The 20,460-nt window shown below is 62.5% G+C and carries 21 protein-coding genes and 3 tRNA genes; 21 read left to right on the top strand and 3 right to left on the bottom strand.

Annotation, left to right across the window (positions count from 1 at the left end; genetic code table 11):
• Nucleotides 1-6: 6 nt before the first annotated feature.
• The 15 genes from F7R11_RS12990 to nagZ all read left to right on the top strand — a co-directional run bounded on the left by F7R11_RS12990 (nucleotide 7) and on the right by nagZ (nucleotide 12,988).
• Nucleotides 7-369: a hypothetical protein gene (locus F7R11_RS12990; RefSeq protein ID WP_231973088.1), complete on the top strand. Its 363-nt coding sequence runs from the start codon at nucleotides 7-9 to the stop codon at nucleotides 367-369.
• 61 nt (nucleotides 370-430) lie between these two features.
• Nucleotides 431-1,030 carry an RNA polymerase sigma factor RpoE gene (rpoE, locus tag F7R11_RS12985; protein WP_021195369.1) on the top strand — a complete coding sequence of 200 codons (600 nt, stop codon included), beginning with the start codon at nucleotides 431-433 and terminating at the stop codon, nucleotides 1,028-1,030.
• A gap of 116 nt (nucleotides 1,031-1,146) precedes the next feature.
• A complete protein-coding gene (locus F7R11_RS12980) occupies nucleotides 1,147-1,779 on the top strand; it encodes a sigma-E factor negative regulatory protein (RefSeq protein WP_064804019.1) in 633 nt (210 codons plus the stop codon).
• Nucleotides 1,780-1,790: 11 nt separating this feature from the next.
• The gene (locus tag F7R11_RS12975) at nucleotides 1,791-2,900 is read left to right on the top strand and encodes a MucB/RseB C-terminal domain-containing protein (protein WP_064804017.1); all 1,110 of its coding nucleotides are present in this window, start codon (nucleotides 1,791-1,793) and stop codon (nucleotides 2,898-2,900) included.
• 78 nt (nucleotides 2,901-2,978) lie between these two features.
• A complete protein-coding gene (locus tag F7R11_RS12970; RefSeq protein ID WP_031329510.1) occupies nucleotides 2,979-4,493 on the top strand; it encodes a DegQ family serine endoprotease in 1,515 nt (504 codons plus the stop codon).
• On the top strand, nucleotides 4,490-4,765 hold the full coding sequence (locus F7R11_RS12965) for a glutaredoxin family protein (protein WP_021195365.1): 276 nt from the start codon (nucleotides 4,490-4,492) through the stop codon (nucleotides 4,763-4,765). The genes F7R11_RS12970 and F7R11_RS12965 overlap by 4 nt, the downstream gene beginning before the upstream one ends.
• A gap of 218 nt (nucleotides 4,766-4,983) precedes the next feature.
• On the top strand, nucleotides 4,984-6,783 hold the full coding sequence (lepA, locus tag F7R11_RS12960; RefSeq protein ID WP_064804015.1) for a translation elongation factor 4: 1,800 nt from the start codon (nucleotides 4,984-4,986) through the stop codon (nucleotides 6,781-6,783).
• A 21-nt stretch (nucleotides 6,784-6,804) separates the two neighbouring features.
• A complete protein-coding gene (gene lepB / locus F7R11_RS12955; RefSeq protein ID WP_064804013.1) occupies nucleotides 6,805-7,698 on the top strand; it encodes a signal peptidase I in 894 nt (297 codons plus the stop codon).
• Between the two features lie 62 nt (nucleotides 7,699-7,760).
• The gene (locus F7R11_RS12950) at nucleotides 7,761-8,129 is read left to right on the top strand and encodes a DUF4845 domain-containing protein (protein ID WP_021195362.1); all 369 of its coding nucleotides are present in this window, start codon (nucleotides 7,761-7,763) and stop codon (nucleotides 8,127-8,129) included.
• Nucleotide 8,130: 1 nt separating this feature from the next.
• Nucleotides 8,131-8,901, top strand: a complete 771-nt coding sequence (rnc, locus tag F7R11_RS12945) for a ribonuclease III (RefSeq protein WP_021195361.1) — start codon at nucleotides 8,131-8,133, stop codon at nucleotides 8,899-8,901.
• 8 nt (nucleotides 8,902-8,909) lie between these two features.
• A complete protein-coding gene (gene era, locus F7R11_RS12940) occupies nucleotides 8,910-9,848 on the top strand; it encodes a GTPase Era (RefSeq protein ID WP_064804011.1) in 939 nt (312 codons plus the stop codon).
• 44 nt (nucleotides 9,849-9,892) lie between these two features.
• Complete coding sequence (gene recO / locus F7R11_RS12935; RefSeq protein WP_064804008.1) at nucleotides 9,893-10,714, top strand: DNA repair protein RecO; 822 nt, start codon at nucleotides 9,893-9,895, stop codon at nucleotides 10,712-10,714.
• Nucleotides 10,711-11,502, top strand: a complete 792-nt coding sequence (gene pdxJ, locus F7R11_RS12930; RefSeq protein WP_064804006.1) for a pyridoxine 5'-phosphate synthase — start codon at nucleotides 10,711-10,713, stop codon at nucleotides 11,500-11,502. The genes recO and pdxJ overlap by 4 nt, the downstream gene beginning before the upstream one ends.
• On the top strand, nucleotides 11,499-11,939 hold the full coding sequence (gene acpS / locus F7R11_RS12925) for a holo-ACP synthase (protein WP_064804004.1): 441 nt from the start codon (nucleotides 11,499-11,501) through the stop codon (nucleotides 11,937-11,939). Before pdxJ ends, acpS begins: the two co-directional genes overlap by 4 nt.
• The gene (gene nagZ, locus F7R11_RS12920; protein WP_064804002.1) at nucleotides 11,936-12,988 is read left to right on the top strand and encodes a beta-N-acetylhexosaminidase; all 1,053 of its coding nucleotides are present in this window, start codon (nucleotides 11,936-11,938) and stop codon (nucleotides 12,986-12,988) included. Before acpS ends, nagZ begins: the two co-directional genes overlap by 4 nt.
• A gap of 98 nt (nucleotides 12,989-13,086) precedes the next feature.
• Here the strand turns inward: nagZ and efp are convergent, their stop codons facing one another.
• Both efp and earP read right to left on the bottom strand, forming a co-directional pair.
• Nucleotides 13,087-13,671 (bottom strand): elongation factor P, encoded by a 585-nt coding sequence (gene efp / locus F7R11_RS12915; protein WP_031329506.1) that lies wholly within the window; start codon nucleotides 13,669-13,671, stop codon nucleotides 13,087-13,089.
• A 120-nt stretch (nucleotides 13,672-13,791) separates the two neighbouring features.
• On the bottom strand, nucleotides 13,792-14,982 hold the full coding sequence (earP, locus tag F7R11_RS12910; protein WP_064806361.1) for an elongation factor P maturation arginine rhamnosyltransferase EarP: 1,191 nt from the start codon (nucleotides 14,980-14,982) through the stop codon (nucleotides 13,792-13,794).
• An 85-nt stretch (nucleotides 14,983-15,067) separates the two neighbouring features.
• Here earP and uvrC point away from each other — a divergent pair, with 85 nt between their 5' ends.
• The 5 genes from uvrC (at nucleotide 15,068) to F7R11_RS12885 (ending at nucleotide 18,203) form a co-directional block, all read left to right on the top strand.
• Nucleotides 15,068-17,041 carry an excinuclease ABC subunit UvrC gene (uvrC, locus tag F7R11_RS12905; RefSeq protein ID WP_064804000.1) on the top strand — a complete coding sequence of 658 codons (1,974 nt, stop codon included), beginning with the start codon at nucleotides 15,068-15,070 and terminating at the stop codon, nucleotides 17,039-17,041.
• A 69-nt stretch (nucleotides 17,042-17,110) separates the two neighbouring features.
• Nucleotides 17,111-17,686, top strand: a complete 576-nt coding sequence (gene pgsA / locus F7R11_RS12900) for a CDP-diacylglycerol--glycerol-3-phosphate 3-phosphatidyltransferase (protein WP_021195352.1) — start codon at nucleotides 17,111-17,113, stop codon at nucleotides 17,684-17,686.
• A 146-nt stretch (nucleotides 17,687-17,832) separates the two neighbouring features.
• A tRNA-Gly gene (locus tag F7R11_RS12895) sits at nucleotides 17,833-17,908 on the top strand.
• A 53-nt stretch (nucleotides 17,909-17,961) separates the two neighbouring features.
• Nucleotides 17,962-18,037 (top strand) — tRNA-Gly (locus F7R11_RS12890).
• 92 nt (nucleotides 18,038-18,129) lie between these two features.
• Nucleotides 18,130-18,203: transfer RNA gene (locus tag F7R11_RS12885), tRNA-Cys, on the top strand.
• A gap of 51 nt (nucleotides 18,204-18,254) precedes the next feature.
• On the opposite strand, the gene F7R11_RS12880 is transcribed toward F7R11_RS12885, so the two are convergent.
• Entirely contained in the window at nucleotides 18,255-18,716 is a 462-nt protein-coding gene (locus F7R11_RS12880) for a winged helix-turn-helix transcriptional regulator (protein WP_064806357.1), read from the bottom strand.
• Nucleotides 18,717-18,898: 182 nt separating this feature from the next.
• On the opposite strand from F7R11_RS12880, the gene F7R11_RS12875 reads away from it, so the two are divergent.
• On the top strand, nucleotides 18,899-20,059 hold the full coding sequence (locus F7R11_RS12875) for an MFS transporter (protein WP_104577601.1): 1,161 nt from the start codon (nucleotides 18,899-18,901) through the stop codon (nucleotides 20,057-20,059).
• The last annotated feature ends 401 nt before the right edge of the window (nucleotides 20,060-20,460 follow it).

Raw genomic sequence — 20,460 nt, 5'->3', positions numbered from 1 at the left:
CTGCCGATGCCGGCGTGGGTCGTGATCGGTGCGCTGGCGGTGGCAGCGTGCATTCCGCTGGCAGTGAATCGTTCGCCGCTTACGATGGAACTGATGTGGCGCGCTCGTCTCAAAGCAGATGGTGAGCCAGGTCAGCCTGTTTGGCAGGTCCGGCTGGAGACGCCTCAAGCGGTCCGAAATGCGCTTCTGTTATGGTCTTGGTCTCTTGGCGAGCGCGTCTTGATCCTGGGTGTCGCGCAGCGCGGGTGGTGTCCGCAGATCTTCGTGCTGATGTCTCCTTGGTTTGCCGCCGGGCTGTTGCGCCGTATGCGAAGTCTGTTGCGTCTGGGGCCGCCGCCGATGGCCTCTCAGGCGACCGGTGTGTCGTAGGTAAAATACAACGTTTCGAAGTCATAAAAATTCAAGGCGATACACTGCAGGTGAAGAATCCGTGAGTGAACGCGAAGCCGACCAGATCCTCGTCGAGCGCGTCCAGCAAGGCGACAAGCGAGCGTTTGAGCTGCTGGTGGTCAAGTACCACCGCAAGATCATTCGGCTCGTCTCGCGCTTGATCCGTGACCCGGCCGAAGTCGAGGATGTGGCACAGGATGCCTTTATCAAGGCCTACCGTGCGTTACCCCAGTTTCGGGGTGAATCCGCGTTCTATACGTGGCTGTATCGCATCGCCGTCAACACGGCCAAGAATTACCTGGCGACCCAGGGCCGGCGCCCGGAATCGTCCAGCGACATTGACACCGAAGAGGCTGAAACTTTTGCCGACGGTGAGCAACTAAGGGATATCAATACGCCGGACTCCATGCTGCACACCAAGCAGGTGGCCGAAACGGTCAACCGTGCAATGGAAGCGCTGCCCGAGGAATTGCGTACCGCAATTACGCTCCGGGAGATCGAGGGTCTGAGCTATGAGGAAATCGCCGAAGCGATGGAGTGCCCAATTGGGACGGTCCGGTCACGGATCTTCCGGGCTCGCGAGGCGATTGCCGAGAAATTGCGCCCCCTGCTGGGAACAGTGGAGGGCAAACGGTGGTAGCCAGCCGATATGACAAGCCGGCGACCGTGGGTGCAAACCTCGGTTGCAAACGGTGAAACCTCGGGAAGTCTTCTCTCGGATCGTTGATTGGACGTTGGAGTTTTTGGGGTCGGGAAATGGGTCAGGCTCAAATGCAAGCAGCAGAAGCGGAGTTCGCGCAGCGTATCTCCGCGTTGATGGACGGTGAACTGGCGGCGCACGAGGTGTCGTCGGCTGTCGAACTCGCCAAGGACGGCGAGGGCGCGGCGCACTGGCGCGAGTATCAACTGATCGGTGATGTGCTTCGGTCGGAAGACCTGCTGAACACGCGTTCCTCCGAAGATTTCCTCAGCCGGTTCTCGGCCACGCTCGAAGCCGAGCCGCATCTGCTGGTGCCGGCCGTGGCGCAGCGCGCGCAAGCCGAAGAGAGGCATCGCTTCCTGGTTCGCCCATCTTGGGTCCGCCGGATCATGCCGACGACAGCCGTGGCTGCGGCGGTGGCGGCCGTTAGCTGGGTGGTTGTGCCGCAATTGCGGGGTCCCGCCGACGGCGGTAACACCTCGCCGGCGCTGGTCGCCAAGGCGGTACAGGGTGCCGACGTACCAGGCGTAACGCTGGCCTCGGCCGACAACACGCCCATGATCCGCGACGCCCGCCTGGACGAATACCTGAGCGCGCATCGTCAGTCCGCGACCAACGGCATGGTGGTTCCGTATCTGCGTGCGGTGGCCAACGGGGTGTCGAACACCCAGGACTCCAATCAGGAATAATGCGGGCATCCATGTCGAAGGTGTGGCACCCCGTTGCCGGGGCAGGCGCCCGCAAGCTGCAGGCCGTTCGTCGGTCCGTTTTCCTTTTTCTCTGTGCCTCGACGCTGGCTGCCGCTGCGCAGCCACAAGTCGAGCCCATGCCGCGCAAGGAGGCTGCCTCATGGCTGGCCAAGATTCATCGCGCGGCGCTCAAGCAGAACTATGTCGGCACGCTGACGTATCAGCGTGGCACCGGCATGCATTCCACGCGCATTCAGCACTACGCCGATCTCTTCAATAACGAGTACGAGCGCGTTGAAGCGCTGGACGGCAAGCAGCGAGAGATGCTGCGTCAGAACGACGTCGTCCGGAACCTGATCTACGACGTCAAGCTGGTTGTGACCGAGAAGCAGGAGCACAAGGACAGCTTTCCGGCGCTGCTCGCCACGACCAATGGTGATGTGCTCGACCAGTACGACATGCGTCACCTGCCGTCTGAGCGCGTTGCCGGCATGGATTGCGAAGTCTTCCAGCTCGACCCGAAAGATGGCTTCCGCTATGCCTATCGCATCTGGGCCGACCGCAACAGTGGTTTGCTGATGCGCGCGCAGACCGTCGGCGACGACGGCAAGGTGCTGGAGCAGGTCGCCTTCTCGCAGGTCGAGGTGGGGGTGCCGTCGGAGAAGCAGAAGATCATCGCAGCGCTCAAGAATCTGAGTGGCTGGAACCAGTACGAGATCGTCACGCAGCCGACCAACCTGGCTGATCAGGGCTGGACGATTGGCTCGCCCATCAAGGGCTTCCAGAAGATTCGTGAAGTGCGCCGTCCGCTGGGTGACATTGCGCCGGCGGGCAAAGGCAGTTCGAGCTTTGAGGTGCAGCAGGTCGTGTTCAGCGATGGCCTCGCCGGGCTGTCGCTTTTCATTGAGCCGGTTTCCGAGAAGCGTACGCGTCGCGAAGGCTTTATTTCGCAGGGTGCTACGCATGTGATGGTGCGCCGCATTGCCGATTTTTGGCTAACGGTGGTGGGCGAAGTGCCCTTCGCCACCATCAAGCAGTTTGGAGCGGCGGTCGACTACAAGCCGGTTTCCGCCAACGCAGCCAACTCGGCAGTCAGCAAGCCGGCCAACGCACCGCAGTAGGTCGGCGCCTGCCTCAAGCTGCGTGAACAGATCACGCAGCGTATTTCTCACTCTGTCTTTGTTCTCCGGGGAGCCTTCATGCGTACCGCTCGAGCCGTTCATGCATTGCGTCTGTTGTGCGTCGCTGCCCTCATGGCGGCTGGAGGCGCTCTCGCGCCCGCCTATGCGCAGAATGCGACCGGCAGCGTGGCCACCGGCACGTATGGTTTGCCCGATTTTGCCGATCTGGTCGAGAAGGTCAGCCCCGCCGTCGTCAACATCCGCACGACCGAGAAGGTCCGCTCGCAAGGTGGCCCGAACGACGATGACATGGCTGAATTCTTCCGCCGTTTCTTCGGTGTGCCGATGCCAGGCATGCCTGGCCAGGGGCAAGGGCAGAAGCGCCGCAATACACCACAGCCGCAGGAAGAAGAGCAGAGCCGCGGTGTGGGTTCCGGCTTCATCATCTCCGGCGATGGTTACATCCTGACCAACGCTCACGTGGTTGACGGCGCCGAGACCATCTACGTGACGCTGCTGGACAAGCGAGAGTTCAAGGCCAAGCTGATCGGCCTGGACAAGCGTACCGATGTGGCGCTCGTCAAGGTGGAGGCCAGTGGCCTGCCAAGCCTGAAGCAGGGCGATTCCGACAAGGTGCGCGTAGGCGAGTGGGTGTTGGCGATCGGCTCGCCGTTCGGGCTGGACAACACGGTCACGGCTGGCATCGTGTCAGCCAAGGGGCGCGATACGGGTGACTACCTGCCGTTCATCCAGTCGGATGTGGCCGTCAACCCGGGCAACTCGGGCGGGCCGCTGATCAACCTGCGCGGCGAGGTGATTGGCATCAACAACCAGATCTATAGCCAGAGCGGCGGCTATATGGGCATCTCGTTTTCGATTCCGATCGATGAGGCGATGCGCGTGGCCGAACAGCTCAAGGCGACAGGGCGCGTGACGCGCGGCCGCATCGGCGTGGCCATCGACAATGTGCCGAAGGATGCGGCGGAATCACTGGGTCTGGGTCGTGCGCGTGGTGCCTACGTGGGCAACGTCGAAGCGGGTGGTCCGGCCGATAAGGCAGGCATCGAAGCGGGCGACATCGTTCTGAAGTTCAACGGTCGCGATGTTGAGAAGGCGGGTGACCTGCAGCGTCAGGTTGGTGAAACCAAGCCCGGCACGCGCGCGACCGTGCAAGTCTGGCGTAAGGGCGCAACGCGCGATCTGACCGTGACCGTGGCTGAACTGCAGGCGGACACCAAGGTCGCGCAGCGCGGCAAGGGTTCTCAACCTGACAACAGCCAGCAGGGTCCGGGCAAACCGAACGCCCTGGGGCTGGTGGTGGCCGATCTGTCGGAGGGTGCGCAGCGCGAGTTCAAGACCAAGGTGGGTGTTGAGGTGCAAGTGGCGGAAGGTCCGGCGGCACGCGTTGGCATCCGCCCGGGCGACCTGATTCTGCGCGTGGGCGATACCGACGTTACCAGCGCCAAGCAGTTCAACGAGGTGGTTGGCAAACTCGACAAGAATCGCATGGTGGCAGTCTTTGTGCGCCGCGGTGATGCCACGCAAGTGGTGACGATGCGCCCGAGTGCGGCGCGTTCGGGCAGCGGCCAGTGATTGAGCTGACGCTCTACGGCCGCACGTACTGCCATCTGTGCGACGACATGAAGGTCGCGCTGGAACCGCTCCGGCGCGATTTTTCTTTTCAGTTGCACGAGGTGGACGTCGACAGCGATCCGGCGCTGGAAGCGCGTTTTGGCGAGCTGGTGCCCGTGCTTATGGCCGGCGCGCCCGACACGCCGCCCGAGGTAGCGCAGGAGTTGTGCCACTACTTTGTGGATGTGCCTGCCGTACAGGGCTGGCTGGCTGCGCAGGCGACGCGGGCTTGATCTCGGCGGTGCCGCAAAAAGAGGCGCGGGAGGCCCCCTGAAATCCGGTAAAATCGCCTGTTAGCGCCGATTTTTGCATCGCACGATTTTGCGTCGCAACCTTGGCTTGAAATCCAATTCTCCTGCCGGTGCCGTTCTGAGCGCGCCGGCTATGCTGGACTCGCCACACGCAGTCCGGCAACGCGCTCCTGGGATGGGCGCGCTTTTCGACGCATTCGATGGACAATATCCGTAATTTCTCGATCATCGCCCACATCGACCACGGCAAATCGACGCTGGCCGATCGCATCATCCAGTTGTGTGGCGGCCTCTCCGACCGCGAGATGGAAGCCCAAGTGCTGGACTCGATGGATATCGAGAAGGAGCGCGGCATCACCATCAAGGCCCAGACCGCTGCGCTGTCGTACAAGGCGCAGGACGGCAAGGTCTACAACCTGAACCTGATCGACACCCCGGGCCACGTTGACTTCAGCTACGAAGTCAGTCGCTCGCTGTCCGCCTGCGAGGGCGCGCTGCTGGTGGTTGACGCCTCCCAAGGCGTGGAAGCCCAGACGGTTGCCAACTGCTACACCGCCATCGAGCTGGGCGTGGAAGTGGTGCCGGTGCTCAACAAGATCGATCTGCCTGCGGCCGACCCAGACAACGCGATCCAGGAAATCGAAGACGTGATTGGCATCGACGCGACGGATGCGACGCGCTGCTCGGCCAAGACCGGTGTGGGTGTGCAGGACGTGTTGGAAGCACTGATTGCCAAGGTGCCGGCGCCCAAGGGCGATCCGGACGCACCACTGCAGGCGCTGATCATCGACTCTTGGTTCGATAACTACGTCGGCGTGGTGATGCTCGTGCGCGTGGTGAACGGCACGTTGCGCGCCAAGGACAAGGTGCTGCTGATGGCCACGGGTGCGCAGCACTTGGTGGAGCAGGTCGGCGTGTTTTCGCCCAAGTCGGTTCCGCGTGAAACGCTGTCGGCAGGCCAAGTGGGCTTTGTCATTGCCGGTATCAAGGAGCTGAAGGCCGCCAAGGTGGGCGACACGATTACCCACGTGGCGCCGCGCAAAGCTGAGGCACCGTTGCCGGGCTTCAAGGAAGTCAAGCCGCAGGTGTTCGCCGGTCTGTATCCGGTGGAAGCCAACCAGTATGAAGCACTGCGCGAATCGCTGGAGAAGCTCAAGCTCAATGACGCTTCGTTGCAGTACGAGCCGGAAGTCTCGCAGGCGCTGGGCTTCGGCTTCCGCTGCGGCTTCTTGGGCCTGCTGCACATGGAGATCGTGCAGGAGCGCCTGGAGCGTGAATTTGACATGGACCTGATCACCACCGCGCCGACGGTGGTCTATCAGGTGCAGCAGCGCGACGGCACCATGGTGCAGGTGGAAAACCCGGCCAAAATGCCGGCAGACCCAAGCAAGATCGAGGCGATCCTGGAGCCGATCGTCACGGTCAACCTGTATATGCCGCAGGAATACGTGGGCGCCGTGATCACGCTGTGCGAGCAGAAGCGTGGCTCGCAGATCAACATGAGCTATCACGGTCGCCAGGTCCAACTGACGTACGAGATCCCGATGGGCGAAATCGTGCTGGACTTCTTCGATCGTCTGAAGTCGGTCTCGCGCGGCTATGCGTCGATGGACTACGAGTTCAAGGAGTATCGCGTGTCAGACGTGGTCAAGGTCGACATCCTGATCAATGGCGACAAGGTCGACGCGCTCTCCATCATCGTGCACCGCTCCAACAGTGCCTACCGTGGCCGCGAAGTGGCTGCCAAGATGCGCGAGATCATTCCGCGCCAGATGTACGACGTGGCCATCCAGGCGGCCATCGGTGCCAACGTGATCGCACGCGAGAACGTCAAGGCGCTGCGCAAGAACGTGCTGGCCAAGTGTTACGGCGGCGATATCTCGCGCAAGAAGAAGCTCCTCGAGAAGCAGAAAGAGGGCAAGAAGCGCATGAAGCAGGTCGGCACCGTTGAAATCCCGCAAGAGGCGTTCCTCGCCATCCTGCGCGTCGAAGAAAAATAACCCCGGACGAATCTCTTACACATGAACTTCGCCCTGATTCTGTTTGTTCTCGTCGTCATCACCGGTATTGCGTGGGTGGCTGACAAGCTCGTGTTCCAGCGCCAACGCCAAGCGGCCGCAGCCACTGCGCTGGCTGAGTTCGATGCGCGCGCTCAGGTGCAGGCGCAATACGGTGGTGGTGGCGATATCGGCGCCGCGCGTCTTCAGTTGGCCGAAGACAAACTGCGCCAGCCGTGGTGGCTGGAGTACACCGCGAGTTTCTTCCCGGTGATTGCGGCCGTGTTCCTGCTGCGCTCGTTCGTGATTGAGCCGTTCAAGATTCCGTCGGGTTCGATGATTCCGACGCTGCAGATCGGCGACTTCATCCTCGTCAATAAGTACACGTACGGCATTCGTCTGCCGATCGTGAACAAGAAAGTTGTCGAGCTGAACCAGCCGCAGCGCGGCGACGTGATGGTCTTCCGCTACCCGAAAGACGAGTCGATGGACTACATCAAGCGCGTGATCGGCGTGCCGGGCGACGTGGTCAAGTACGACAACAAGCGTCTGACGGTGAATGGCCAGCCTGCCACGTATGCACCGCAGTCCGATTACCTCGATGGCGAGCGCCTGACGTATTCCAAGCAGTACCAGGAAACGCTCGGCACGGTCTCGCACAACATCCTGAACGACGCCGATCGCCCGGCCTATGTGTCCGGCCCGGACGATTTTCCGTTCCGCGAGAACTGCACTTACAATCAGACCGGCTTTACCTGCAAGGTACCTGAAGGTCACTATTTCATGATGGGCGATAATCGCGACAATAGCGCGGACTCCCGTTACTGGGGCTTCGTACCAGACAAGAACATCGTCGGGAAAGCGTTCTTCATCTGGATGAACCTGGGTGACCTGAAGCGGATCGGCAGCTTCCATTGAGCTGATAAGTGACTCAAAAATCTCTTATTGAAACTCGGCAATTGCACAACGGGGGAAATGCAATGCGGATTCGTCAGGCCGGTCTGAAACGCCAGTCGCGTGGGATTACGATGTTTGGGATGCTGATCGGCATCATCGTGCTGATCACGGCAGTGTTGCCGGCAATCCGGTCTATTCCGAGCCTGATGGAGTACCAAGCGATCACCCGTGCTGTGAAGCAGGCACGTGAACGCGCGAGCACGCGTGAAGAGGTGTCCAATGCATTCGACAAGCAGGCCGCCATTGACGACATCAAGTCGATCAAGGGCGAGGACCTGGAAGTACTGGATGCGGGCGGCACCATCCAGGCAGTGCGCTTCTCGTATAAGCGCGAAATTCCGATGTACGGTCCGATCGGCTTGGTGATTACCTATTCGGGAACCCTGCGTTGACATGAGTTTGGATGCATTGCAGCAACGCCTTGGCTATCGCTTCAGCAAACCGGAGTTGCTGCAGCAGGCGCTCACCCATCGCAGTCACAGCGCGATGCACAACGAGCGCCTGGAGTTTTTGGGTGATTCGATCCTGAATTGCGCCGTCGCAGACATGCTCTACGGCATGTTCGGCAAGCTGGATGAAGGTGATCTGTCGCGCGTGCGGGCCAACCTGGTCAAGCAGCAGGCGCTGTACGAGATCGCTCAGATGCTGCTGTTGCCTGACGCATTGCGCTTGGGCGAGGGCGAGTTGAAGAGTGGTGGCTTCCGCCGGCCGTCCATCCTGGCGGATGCGCTGGAAGCGATCTTCGGTGCGGTGTTTCTCGATGGCGGCTTCGATGCCGCGCGCACGCTGATCCGCAAGCTGTACATCCCGATTCTGGAGCAGGTCGACCCGCGCACGCTGGGCAAGGACGCCAAGACGCTGTTGCAGGAGTACCTCCAAGGTCACAAAATTGCGCTACCGCTGTATACGGTGGTTGCCACGCATGGCGCGGCGCATAATCAGCAATTCGAGGTCGAGTGCACGATCCCGAAGCTGGAGATTCGCGTCTCCGGCAACGGCGCTTCGCGGCGCGCGGCCGAACAATCGGCGGCCAAACTGGCTCTGGAAGAAGCGCATCGTCTGGTGCCGCAGCTCGTCAAGCGCAGCCGCGCCGAGCGCACTGGCAAGACGCGCAAGCAGGCCACACCGCCCGATCCGCAGTTGTCTCTCAGGTTGAAGGAATAATCAGGTAAATGAGCGACACCCCATTGCAGCCTCCGTCACCCGCACCGGGCACGCCGGAGGGGTTCCGCTGCGGCATGGTCGCCATTGTTGGGCGGCCGAACGTCGGCAAATCCACGCTGATGAATGCCCTGGTGGGCCAGAAAGTCAGCATCACGTCACGCAAGGCGCAGACCACGCGCCACCGCATCACCGGCATCCAGACGACGGACGACGCGCAGTTCGTCTTCGTTGATACGCCGGGCTTCCAGACGCGCCATGCTACCGCGCTCAACCGCTCGCTGAACCGTGCGGTTACGTCCACGCTCACGTCGGTGGATGCCGTGTTGTTTGTGGTTGAAGCGGGTCGCTATGGCCCGGACGACGAGAAGGTGCTCTCGCTGTTGCCGCGCGAGACGCCCGTGATCCTGATCGTCAACAAAGTTGACCGGCTGGATGGTTACACGCGTGCCGAGATGGTCGCCACGTTCCTGCAGGACATGGCGCAGGTGTTTCCGTTTGCCGAAATCGTGCCGATGTCCGCCAAGAACCGCGATGACATCGACCGCCTGCTCGGCATCGTGCGCCCGTACCTGCCGGAAGGCGAGCCGATGTACGACCCGGAAGCGCTGACGGACCGCAGCGAACGCTTCCTGGCCGCCGAGATCGTCCGAGAAAAGGTCTTCCGCTGGACGGGCGACGAGTTGCCGTATTCCAGCACCGTCGTCGTCGACAAGTTCGAGACCGAAGGCCGCCTGCGCCGCGTATTCGTGACCATCCTGGTCGACCGCGATGCGCACAAGGCCATGATCATTGGCGCGAAGGGTGCCAAGCTCAAGCAGATCTCTACCGAAGCCCGCATGGACATGGAAAAACTGTTCGACGGCAAGGTGTATCTGGAGGTCTGGATCAAGGTCAAGAGCGGCTGGGCTGACAACGAAGCCGGCCTGCGCGCCTACGGTTACGAGTAACCGTTAGCCAATCACCGTTCGCTGGCCCACTCCACACACGCTCGATGGCGGGACGATCCGATCCGATTCCGGACGAGGCGGCGGAATGGCTGGCCGAAGAAGGCGTTGCCGGCGCCGCGCCGCGCAGGGGCTTTCCTGCCGGGCGCTCCGAGACGCGCGTTGCGGCGCAGCCGGCCTTCGTGCTGCATAGCTATCCGTACCGCGAGACCAGCCTCATCATCGACGTTTTCACGCCGGACTACGGCCGCATGGCGCTGGTCGCCAAGGGCGCCAAGCGACCGCATTCGGCATTGCGTGCGGTACTGCAGACGTTCCAGCCGCTGTCGGTGTCATGGAGCGGTCGCGGCGATGTGCGCACGCTGACCCGCGCAGAATGGGTCGGTGGCATGGTGCCGCTGGGTGGCGAAGGGCTGTTGTCGGGCTTCTATCTGAACGAACTGCTGGTCAAGTTCGTCGCCCGTGAAGACGGCCATCCGGTGCTGTTTGCGCACTACGTCGAAACGCTCAATAAACTCGCTCACGGAGAACCCGCGGCCCTCACGCTGCGTGCGTTCGAGCGGGTGCTCTTACGCGAGACCGGCTTCGCAGCCCAGTTGGATCGGTGCATCGACGGCGAGCCGGTGCAGGCCGACGGCGACTACGTCTATCACCCTGAGCGTGGCATCCGTCGCGCGTTGCCGAGTGATCCCTCCTCCTGGCCCGTGCTGCGTGGCCAGACCCTGATCGACATGGAGCGCGACGATTACGCCTCACGCCCCACGACTGCCCAGCAGAGCCGCAGCCTGATGCGTTTCCTGCTGCATTATCATTTGCACGGCACGCCGCTTTCGACGCGCCAGATCCTCATCGACTTGCAGAAACTATGATCTTTCATGCCTCGCCGGGGGTCATCGACCTGGGCGTCAACATCGACCACGTCGCCACGCTGCGCAACGCACGCGGCACCGTCTATCCGGATCCGATCGCTGCGGCGCTGCTGGCTGAAGATGCCGGCGCCGATCTCATCACGCTGCATCTGCGTGAAGACCGTCGCCACATCAAGGACGCCGACGTGCGCGCACTGCGCCCGCAACTGCGTACGCGCATGAACCTCGAATGCGCGGTCACGCAGGAGATGCTCGACATCGCGTGCAACATCGGTCCGCAGGATGTTTGCCTCGTGCCGGAGCGCCGCCAGGAAGTGACCACCGAAGGCGGGCTGGACGTGGTGGGCGGTTTCGCCAAGGTGCAGGCCGCGTGCAAGCAACTGGCCGATGCGGGCATCCGCGTGTCGCTGTTCATCGATCCGGATGCCGCGCAGATTGAGGCGGCCGCTGCCGCAGGTGCACCCGTCATCGAACTGCATACTGGCCGTTATGCCGAAGCCACCGACGATGCCGAAGTGAAGGCCGAACTGGTCCGCATCGAAACGGCGGTGGAAGAGGGTATCCGCTGGGGGGTGCGCGTGAATGCCGGACATGGCTTGCATTACACGAACGTGCAGCCGGTTGCGGCCATTGCCGGCATCCATGAACTCAATATTGGCCACGCCATCGTGGCGCACGCGGTGTTTGCCGGCTGGCAAAATGCAGTGCGCGAGATGAAGGCGATCATGGTAGCGGCGCGCTTGTCGTCCATGACGCCCACTGCAGCCCATCCGGGCGTGCCCGTATGAACGAGCAGGCCACCACCACGGTTTCCGGTGCCATCTACGGCATTGGGACCGACATCATCCAGATCGAGCGTGTCGAAGGCGTGATGCAGCGGACCAACGGCCGCTTCGCCGAAAAGGTGCTTGGGGCCGATGAGCTGCGCGTCTACCACGCCCGCAAGGCACGTTCCGAGCGCCGCGGGCTAGCCTTTCTGGCGACGCGCTTTGCCGCCAAGGAAGCCGTGTCCAAGGCCATCGGCCTGGGCATGCGTTGGCCGATGACGTGGCGCGCCGTGCAGACGCTCAACTTGCCCTCCGGGCAACCCGTGGTGCGCTACAGCGGCGAACTGGCCGACTGGATTGCGCAGCATGGCCTCCATATCCAGATCAGCGTGACGGACGAGCGCGACTACGCAGTCGCCTTTGCCGTCGCCGAGTTGCAAACGAAACCCACCGAATGAATTCCACAGCAAAGACGCAGAAACGCCCCGGTCCGATCGTCCTCGACGTGGCAGGCCTTCAGCTTGGGCCTGACGATGTCCGCCGCATCGCGCACCCGCTGACGGGCGGTGTGATCCTGTTTGCGCGCAACTTTGAATCCCGTGCGCAACTGACGGCGCTCACCCAGGCCATCCGCGCCATTCGCGACGACGTACTGATCTGCATCGACCACGAAGGCGGCCGCGTGCAGCGTGCCAAGGCCGACGGCTTCACGCATCTGCCTGCCATGGGCGCCCTCGGCAAGCTGTGGGACAAAGACGTGCTGGCCGCCACGCGCGCCGCCACCGCATGCGGCTACGTGCTGGCCGCCGAACTGCGTGCGTGCGATATCGACCTCAGCTTCACGCCGGTACTCGATCTCGACTACGGCACCAGCAGCGTCATTGGCGACCGCGCCTTTCACCGCGACCCGCGCGTGGTGACCATGCTCGCCAACCATCTGACGCTCGGCCTGCGCCTGGCGGGCATGGCCAACTGCGGCAAGCACTTCCCTGGCCACGGCTATGTCCAGGCTGATTCGCACGTTGCCGTGCCGGTGGATGATCGCCCGCTGGAGGCCATCCTGAATGACGACGCCCAGCCCTATGGCTGGATGGGCCTCGGCCTGCAATCGGTGATGCCGGCGCACGTCATCTATTCGGCCGTCGATCCGAATCCGGCGGGTTTCTCGCGCTTCTGGCTGCAGGACATGCTGCGCGCCCATTTCAATTTCGACGGCGTGATCTTCAGCGACGATCTGAGCATGGAAGGCGCGAGCGTGGCGGGCTCTGTGGTGGACGGTGCCCGTGCGGCGCTGGCTGCGGGCTGCGACATGGTGCTGATCTGCAATGCGCCGGACAAGGCCGATCGCCTGCTGGGTGAGCTGGATGTGGCGATGGGCAAAGCTTCGCAGCGACGCGTGCGTCGGCTGTTTGGCGGCAGGGCAATCAAGGACTGGTCGAAGCTGCAGCAGCAATCGGCCTACAAGCAGGCCCTGCGTACCCTGCGTGAGGCCCGGCTGATCGCGTAAAGCGTAGAGAGGCGATGGCAGGCTGCATGCCTGCTGCGTTTCTCACAGGCAACAAAAAGGCAGCGCGAAGCTGCCTTTTTTGTTGGTGCGGCGCCAGCTTACTTGGCGCGGCTCTTGTACTCGTCCGTACGTGTGTCGATTTCGATCTTCTCGCCGATGTTGCAGAACAGCGGGACCATGATCGTGAATTCTTCGTTGTCGTTGATGCGCGCGGCTTTCAGCACCTTGCCCGACGACGTGTCGCCCTTGACAGCCGGTTCCGTGTAGACGATTTCGCGGACAACCGTGGTCGGCAGTTCCACCGAGAGGGGGGCATCGTTGTACAGCGTCACTTCCACTTGCATGCCGTCTTGCAGATAGTTCAGCGCGCTGCCCATGTTTTCGGCGCTGAGCTCGTACTGCTCTCCGGTCGCCATGTTCATGAACACGTAGTTCGTGCCATCGAAGTAGGAGTACTCGGCTTCCTTCTTGTCCAGGATGACTTGATCCAGCTTGTCGTCAGCGCTGAATACCCACTCACCACCAGCGCCGTTCAGCAGGTTCTTGTACTTCATTTTGACGACAGCGCCTTGACGGCCAGAGCGGCTGTACTCGGTCTTGAGCACAACCAGCGCCTCTTGGCTCTTGCCGGGAGGGCCCCACATAAACACGTTGCCGGTGCGGAGTTCTTGCGCGATTTTCAAAGCCATTTCACAGTTCCTGAGAGTAAGAGGGTTCGATGCGCGCCAAGCAACGAAGCACCGCGCGATACCCTCAGGTCGCGCGAACCAGGTCAGAGCCGGGGCCGCATACAAATCAGCCCGCTATTTTACCTGTTTTTCGCAAAATGCCACCAAATTCGCGGCGAGATCACCCAGTTGCATCAGGCTTTGCTCCCAGGTGATGGCCCGTACGCGCAGGCGGGGAGCAATGGCGGCAAACTCGGCCCAATTGAGTGACGCGGGCGCACCATTCCATGCGTGCCAGAAGGCGATGAGGATGTTGGCGTCGGTTTCCGCCAGCGCTGGTGTATAGCGAGCCAGAAAGGCGCCCAGCTTGGTGAGGTGCACATCGTCGCTTTGCGGGTAGATGTGCCAGACAAAGGGCTGCAGCGCCCATTGGGCGCGTACGAAGGAATCCTCGCCGCGCACAAAGTTGATGTCGCACGCCCACAGCAGGGGGTCGTAGTGTTCTTGCGGCACAAACGGCACGACGGCCACGGTCAGTTGGCCGCGCGTCCAGCGCGCACCTGTTTTGGCGGCACCGGTGTTACCGAGCAAGTCGGCGATCTGCGTAGCGGCCAAGCCCTCGGGCACCAGGCAGATCAACGGCTCTGGGGAGGCCTCCCATTGGGCAACCAGCGTCGGCAGGGCCGGGTTGGCGTACGCAAATAGGCTCACGCGCAGCGCGTTGGGGTTGTCGCGCATCAGGTCGTCAACCCCAAGGCGATGCCACAACGCCTGATGTGCTGCCGGGCTGGCGTTGAATGTCGTGCGCTGCGCGCCGAGGTGCGATTCGCGCAGCACGCCGCCTGTGTTGCGTGCAAAGCCTGGAAAGAAGAAGTGTCTGGTCTGCCCGCTTGGATGTGGCGATGGCAGCGCGTGGAATTCGGCCACCCAGTTTTCTGCACTGAGATATTCCAGGTTGATCCAGACAGGCGCCGTGCCCTGGGCTGCCTGCTCGGCCATGCCCTGCAGAATGGGCTCCGGGACGGCACACGCAAAGGCCCCAACCACCACGTCATGCGGCGCGGGGTGCGCATCCGCGGCGAGTAGCGCGGCGACCTGGGCATCGTCGCCCCAGTGGCGGATATCGACACCCGAGACGCGCTGCGCTTCGGCAGCCACATCAACAGCGGGGCAGAGTTTCTCGAACGAGCGCAGATCGTCGACCCACAGCCTGACGGTGTGGCCGTGCTCCTGTGCGAGCTGCCGGGCCAGGCGCCAGCACACGCCGATGTCGCCGTAGTTGTCGACGACGCAGCAGAAGAGATCCCAGGAGGTGATGGTGCGCATGGGGTGAAGCGGGGAAGGCCGGAGAAGGCCGACATTGTAGTCGGCGGCTTGTTCTACACTGACGCCCTCTGAGCCTGCAAACGCCATGCCGTCCGACCCCACGCCCCCCGATCTTCCTGAGACGCCCGAGAGCGTTGAACCCAGCGCAGCCGCGAATGTGCCCGATTTCGACGCGAAAGCGACCATCGCGCGCCTACCGAACCTGCCCGGCGTCTATCGCTACTTTGATGCGCAGGGCAATGTGCTCTACGTCGGCAAGGCGCGTGACCTGAAGAAGCGTGTCTCCAGCTACTTCAACAAGACGCTGCTGTCACCGCGTATTGCGATGATGGTGGCGAAGATCGCCCGCATCGACACCACCGTCGTGCGCAGCGAGGCCGAGGCGCTGCTGCTCGAGAACAACCTCATCAAGGCACTGGCGCCGCGCTACAACATCCTGTTTCGCGACGACAAGTCGTATCCGTATCTCAAGCTCACGCAGCATGCGTATCCGCGCATGGCGTATTACCGCGGCGCGACCGATCGCAAACACCAGTACTTCGGTCCGTTCCCGAGTGCGCATGCAGTGCGCGAGAGCATGCAGATCCTGCAGAAGGTGTTCCAGTTGCGCACGTGCGAAGACACCGTCTTCAACAACCGCACGCGCCCGTGCCTGCTGCATCAAATCCATCGCTGCAGCGGCCCTTGCGTGCAGGCGATCAGCCCTGAGGACTACGCCCGCGACGTCGCCAACGCAGCCGGGTTCCTGCAAGGTCGTCAGGACGAAGTCATGCAGACGCTGCAAAACAAGATGCAGCGCTATTCAGAGGCGCTTCAGTTCGAGCAGGCCGCCGTCGTGCGCGACCAGATCGGCGCGCTGTCGACCGTGCTCACGCAGCAATCGGTGGAAGAGGTGGGACAGGCCAGCGACATCGACATCCTCGCCGTGGCCATCAAGGGTGGTCACGCCTGCGTGAACCTGGCGATGGTGCGCGGCGGCCGGCATCTGGGCGACAAGGCCTATTTTCCGACTCACGTGGAGGATGGCGCCGCCATCGTCGGTGAAGACGTGGAAGCCGAGGTTGCTGCTGCAACCGATGCGGCGCGCGATCCGGAGCGCATGGCCAGCGACATCCTCGAGGCATTCGTCGCGCAGCACTATCTGGACCAGTTCGTGCCGCCCGTGCTGGTGGTCAGCCACCCGATCCACGCGACTGAGCTGATCGACGCACTGGCTGAACAGGCTGGGCGCCGCGTGTCGGTCGTGCGCCAGCCGCAGGGTGGGCGTCGCGCGTGGCTGGAGATGGCCGAGAAGGGTGCTGAGCTTTCTCTGATGCGCCGTCTCTCCGAGCAGGGCAGTCAGCAAGCCCGCACGCGCGCACTGGCCGAGACCATCGGCATCGATCTGGAAGACCTCGCCGCCCTGCGCGTCGAGTGCTTCGACATCAGCCACACTGCCGGCGAGGCCACACAGGCCTCGTGCGTGGTGTTCCACAGCCACGCCATGCAGAACGGCGAGTACCGCCGCTACAACATCCAGGACATCACCCCCGGCGACGACTACGCGGCCATGCGCCAGGTGCTCACCCGCCGCTACCAGAAGATCGTCGAGCAGGCAGGCGAAGACACACCCAGTATGCCGACCATCGTGCTGATCGACGGCGGCAAGGGGCAGGTGGAAGTCGCGCGCCAAGTGTTTGAAGAGCTGGGGCTCGACATCGGCTTGCTGGTCGGCGTGGCCAAGGGCGAGGGCCGCAAGGTTGGCCTGGAAACGCTGGTCTTTGCCGACGGCCGCCCATCGCTGGAGCTGGGGCAGGGCAGCGCCGCGCTGATGCTGGTCGCGCAGATTCGTGACGAAGCACACCGTTTTGCCATCACCGGCATGCGCGCCAAGCGGGCGAAGGCACGCAATACGTCGCGGCTGGAAGAGATCGAAGGCATCGGCGCCAAGCGCCGGCAGCGGCTGCTGGCGCGCTTCGGCGGCTTGCGCGGCGTCATGTCTGCCAGCGTGGATGAGCTGGCCACGGTGGAGGGCATCTCCCAGACCCTGGCCGAAGAAATCTACCGCCAGCTGCATTGATCGGCGACAATGCCCCATCTTGCCGCGCCGGCGCATGACCCGGCGCAGTAGTTGTTTTCTCGACTTGCCATGCCTTTCAATTTCCCGATCCTCCTGACCTGGCTGCGTGTGGCCATGATCCCGCTGGTGGTGGGCGTGTTCTACCTGCCGGACACTTGGATGGCGCTGCCCGCCAAGAACCTGACGGCCGCGGTGTTCTTTATCGTCGCGGCACTGACCGATTGGTTCGATGGCTTTCTCGCGCGCCGCTGGAACCAGACTTCATCGTTCGGTGCCTTTCTCGATCCGGTGGCCGACAAGCTGATGGTGGCCGCTGCGCTGCTGGTACTGCTGGCGTTGGGCCGTGTCTCGGACATCGTCGCGTTGATCATCATCGGCCGCGAGATCACCATCTCGGCGCTGCGCGAGTGGATGGCGCAGATCGGCGCGTCAAAGAGCGTCGCCGTCAATATGCTCGGCAAGCTGAAGACGACCTTCCAGATGATCGCGATTCCGCTGCTGTTGTTCGAGGGCAAGCTGCTCGACGTGATCGACGCGCATGTGTGGGGGACTTGGCTAATCTATGTGGCAGCGGTGCTCACGCTGTGGTCGATGGCGTACTACATGAAGCTCGCCTGGCCGCAGATCCGCGAGCGCGCAAAATGAGCCTGCAAAAACTCTTGCGCAAAAGTGTTGACGAGCGCGATTCTTTTTTGCCATAATCTCTTTCTCGTTGCAGCGATGTGACGAGCTGATGTAAAAGTCAGGGTCTGGCAGCACAAAAGTTGTACGGCAGTGCTGGTAGCCAAAATGCGGGAATAGCTCAGTTGGTAGAGCGCAACCTTGCCAAGGTTGAGGTCGCGAGTTCGAGCCTCGTTTCCCGCTCCAGTTTGAAATGTGTGGCCGTGTTGATGTGATGGCGCGGCGGCATAACCGGTTACGCGGGAATAGCTCAGTTGGTAGAGCGCAACCTTGCCAAGGTTGAGGTCGCGAGTTCGAGCCTCGTTTCCCGCTCCAATCCCGAAGGGAAGCCTTGCTTCCCTTTTTCTTTATCGGCACGGCAACCACGCGGTTCTTCACGAATTGCTACAATGCGGTGTTGAGCCCTTGGCGGGGTAGCAAAGTGGTTATGCAGCGGCCTGCAAAGCCGTGTACGCCGGTTCGATTCCGGCCTCCGCCTCCAGAATGCAAAAAAGCCCCGACTGGTTCGGGGCTTTTTCTTTGGCATCGCAGCCTAGCTGCGCGCTTTGATCGCCACCTTCCTCACCTCAGTTTCTGCGGCCCGTATCGCACGGCCGTCACGGGCCACGGGCTGCATCGGCGCGAGCGGTTGTTCCGTTTGCTTTTCGATCAGTACGGAGTGCTTCTCGCCCCGCGCAAACAGATGCGCTTCCCCCCATTGCCGCAGACCCACGACCAAAGGGAAGAGCGCCTCGCCCCTGGGGGTCAGCACGTACTCCTGATACGCCGTGCCATCGGAAGCCGGGGCAACGGCAAAGATGTCGTGCTCAACCAGTAGCCGCAGGCGGTCGGCCAGGATGTTGCGGGCCGCGCCGGTGCTCTTCTGGAACTCACTGAAGCGGCGCAGGCCGTCGAATGCGTCCCGCACGATCAGCAGCATCCAGCGGTCACCGATCACATCGAGCGCGCGCGCAACGGGGCAGGTGGAGTCATCGAAGCGTTTGCGTTGAACCATGGTCCATTGGCCATGAATGGCCGTGTCGATCAAGTGGTTGCATGATAAAACAAGTCTGTCTAGACTCATCTAGTTTTAAATTAAAACTAGATGGGTGGTGCGTGTCTGTCGATTCTCTTGATACTGATTTGCCTGGAGAGGGCGCTGTGCCTGCAGGCGCTTTGCCGCGGGCTTGGGTTGCCATGCTGGCGACGTGTGCGGCGGTCAGCGTGGCCAACGTCTACTTTGCGCAGCCGCTGCTCGATGCGCTGACCCGCGACTTTGCGCTCAGCGATGCCCGGGCCGGCGGCATCATCGGCGCAACGCAGGCGGGGTGCGCGCTGGCGTTGGTGCTGGTTGTACCGCTGGGCGACCGTTGGCCACGCAAGCCGCTGCTGTTGGCTCAACTTGTATTGCTGGCCTCGGCGCTGCTGGGTGTAAGCCTCGCGCAAACGCGTTGGCCGCTGTTGCTGGGCATGCTAAGCGTTGGCCTGCTGGGAACGGCGATGACGCAAGGTTTGATCGCCTGCGCCGCAGCGTTGGCGCCGGCGGCCGAGCGCGGCCGCGTGCTCGGCGTGGTGCAGGGTGGTGTGGTGATCGGCTTGCTCCTTGCGCGGGCGGCGGCGGGCGTCATTGCAGACGCCTGGGGCTGGCGCGCGGTGTATGCCGTGTCGGCGGTAATCTCGGTGACGATGCTGGCCGCGTTGTGGCGCTGGTTGCCAGCACCGGCGATGGCTGCCGCGCCCATGCGCTACGGCGCGCTGCTCCGCTCGATGTGGCAATTGCTACGGACCGAACGTGTGCTGCAGGTGCGTGGGCTGATCGGCTTGTTGATGTTTGCCGCATTCAGCGTGTTCTGGAGCGCGCTGGCATTGGCGTTGAGCGCGCCGCCGTATGCGTTTTCGACGGCGGTTATTGGCATGTTCGGGCTGGTGGGGGCGGTTGGAGCGATGGCGGCGGCACGTGCGGGGCGTTTGGCAGACCGGGGTTGGGCGCAACCGGCCACCGCCGTCGCGCTGGGGTTGCTGCTGATTGCGTGGGTGCCGTTGGGGTTGGGCTTGCAGCATCTGGCCTGGCTCATCGTTGGTGTCATCCTGCTTGATCTGGGTGGGCAGGCAGTTCACGTGCTCAACCAGAGCCTGATCTTTCGTTTGCACCCGGAGGCGCACAGCCGGCTGGTCGGCGCCTACATGCTGTTCTACGCGGCCGGCAGCGGGCTCGGGGCGATGACCTCGACGGCGATGTATGCGTGGGCGGGGTGGTCGGGCGTGTGCCTCTTGGGCGCGGGCATCAGTGTGGCCGCGCTGGGGTTATGGGCGGTAACCACGGCTTGGATGCGCCGCTTGGAGGCGCGGGCGCGTTAGTCATTCCCCTCTTTCGTGGGGCATGTCGGACCGATGTATTCCCAGCAGCCCTGCCATTCGATAAGCCGAGTCCTATACTTTTCGAAGGGGGGCTGCCTTGTTCTAACGTGGTAAAAAATGATAGAACACGACAGAGCCTTGGCTCTGCGCCTAGGTTTTCACAATTGTTTGCAATATGACAGGGTTGGCCTTTTAGGATGACCTGGGCTCAAGTCGACATGTCAGGCATGTTGGTGGCCTGGGTAAGGTCTTGCGCGGGAGTCGGTGCCGCGCCGGAGGTGGCCAGCAGATCCAACCATGATGCGCTGGTCCGGGACCCCGATCACAACGACAAAGGGAGCGAGCCGGCGTCCCATGTAGCGGCGGCGGGAGCCGGTTAAGCAGCCGGACCCGGAGCGGGG

It is taken from the genome of Ralstonia insidiosa, assembly GCF_008801405.1.
GTDB classification, from domain to species: domain Bacteria; phylum Pseudomonadota; class Gammaproteobacteria; order Burkholderiales; family Burkholderiaceae; genus Ralstonia; species Ralstonia insidiosa.
The sequence above is the reverse complement of the archived record's forward strand: the minus strand, read 5'-3'. Positions and strand labels throughout refer to the sequence as shown.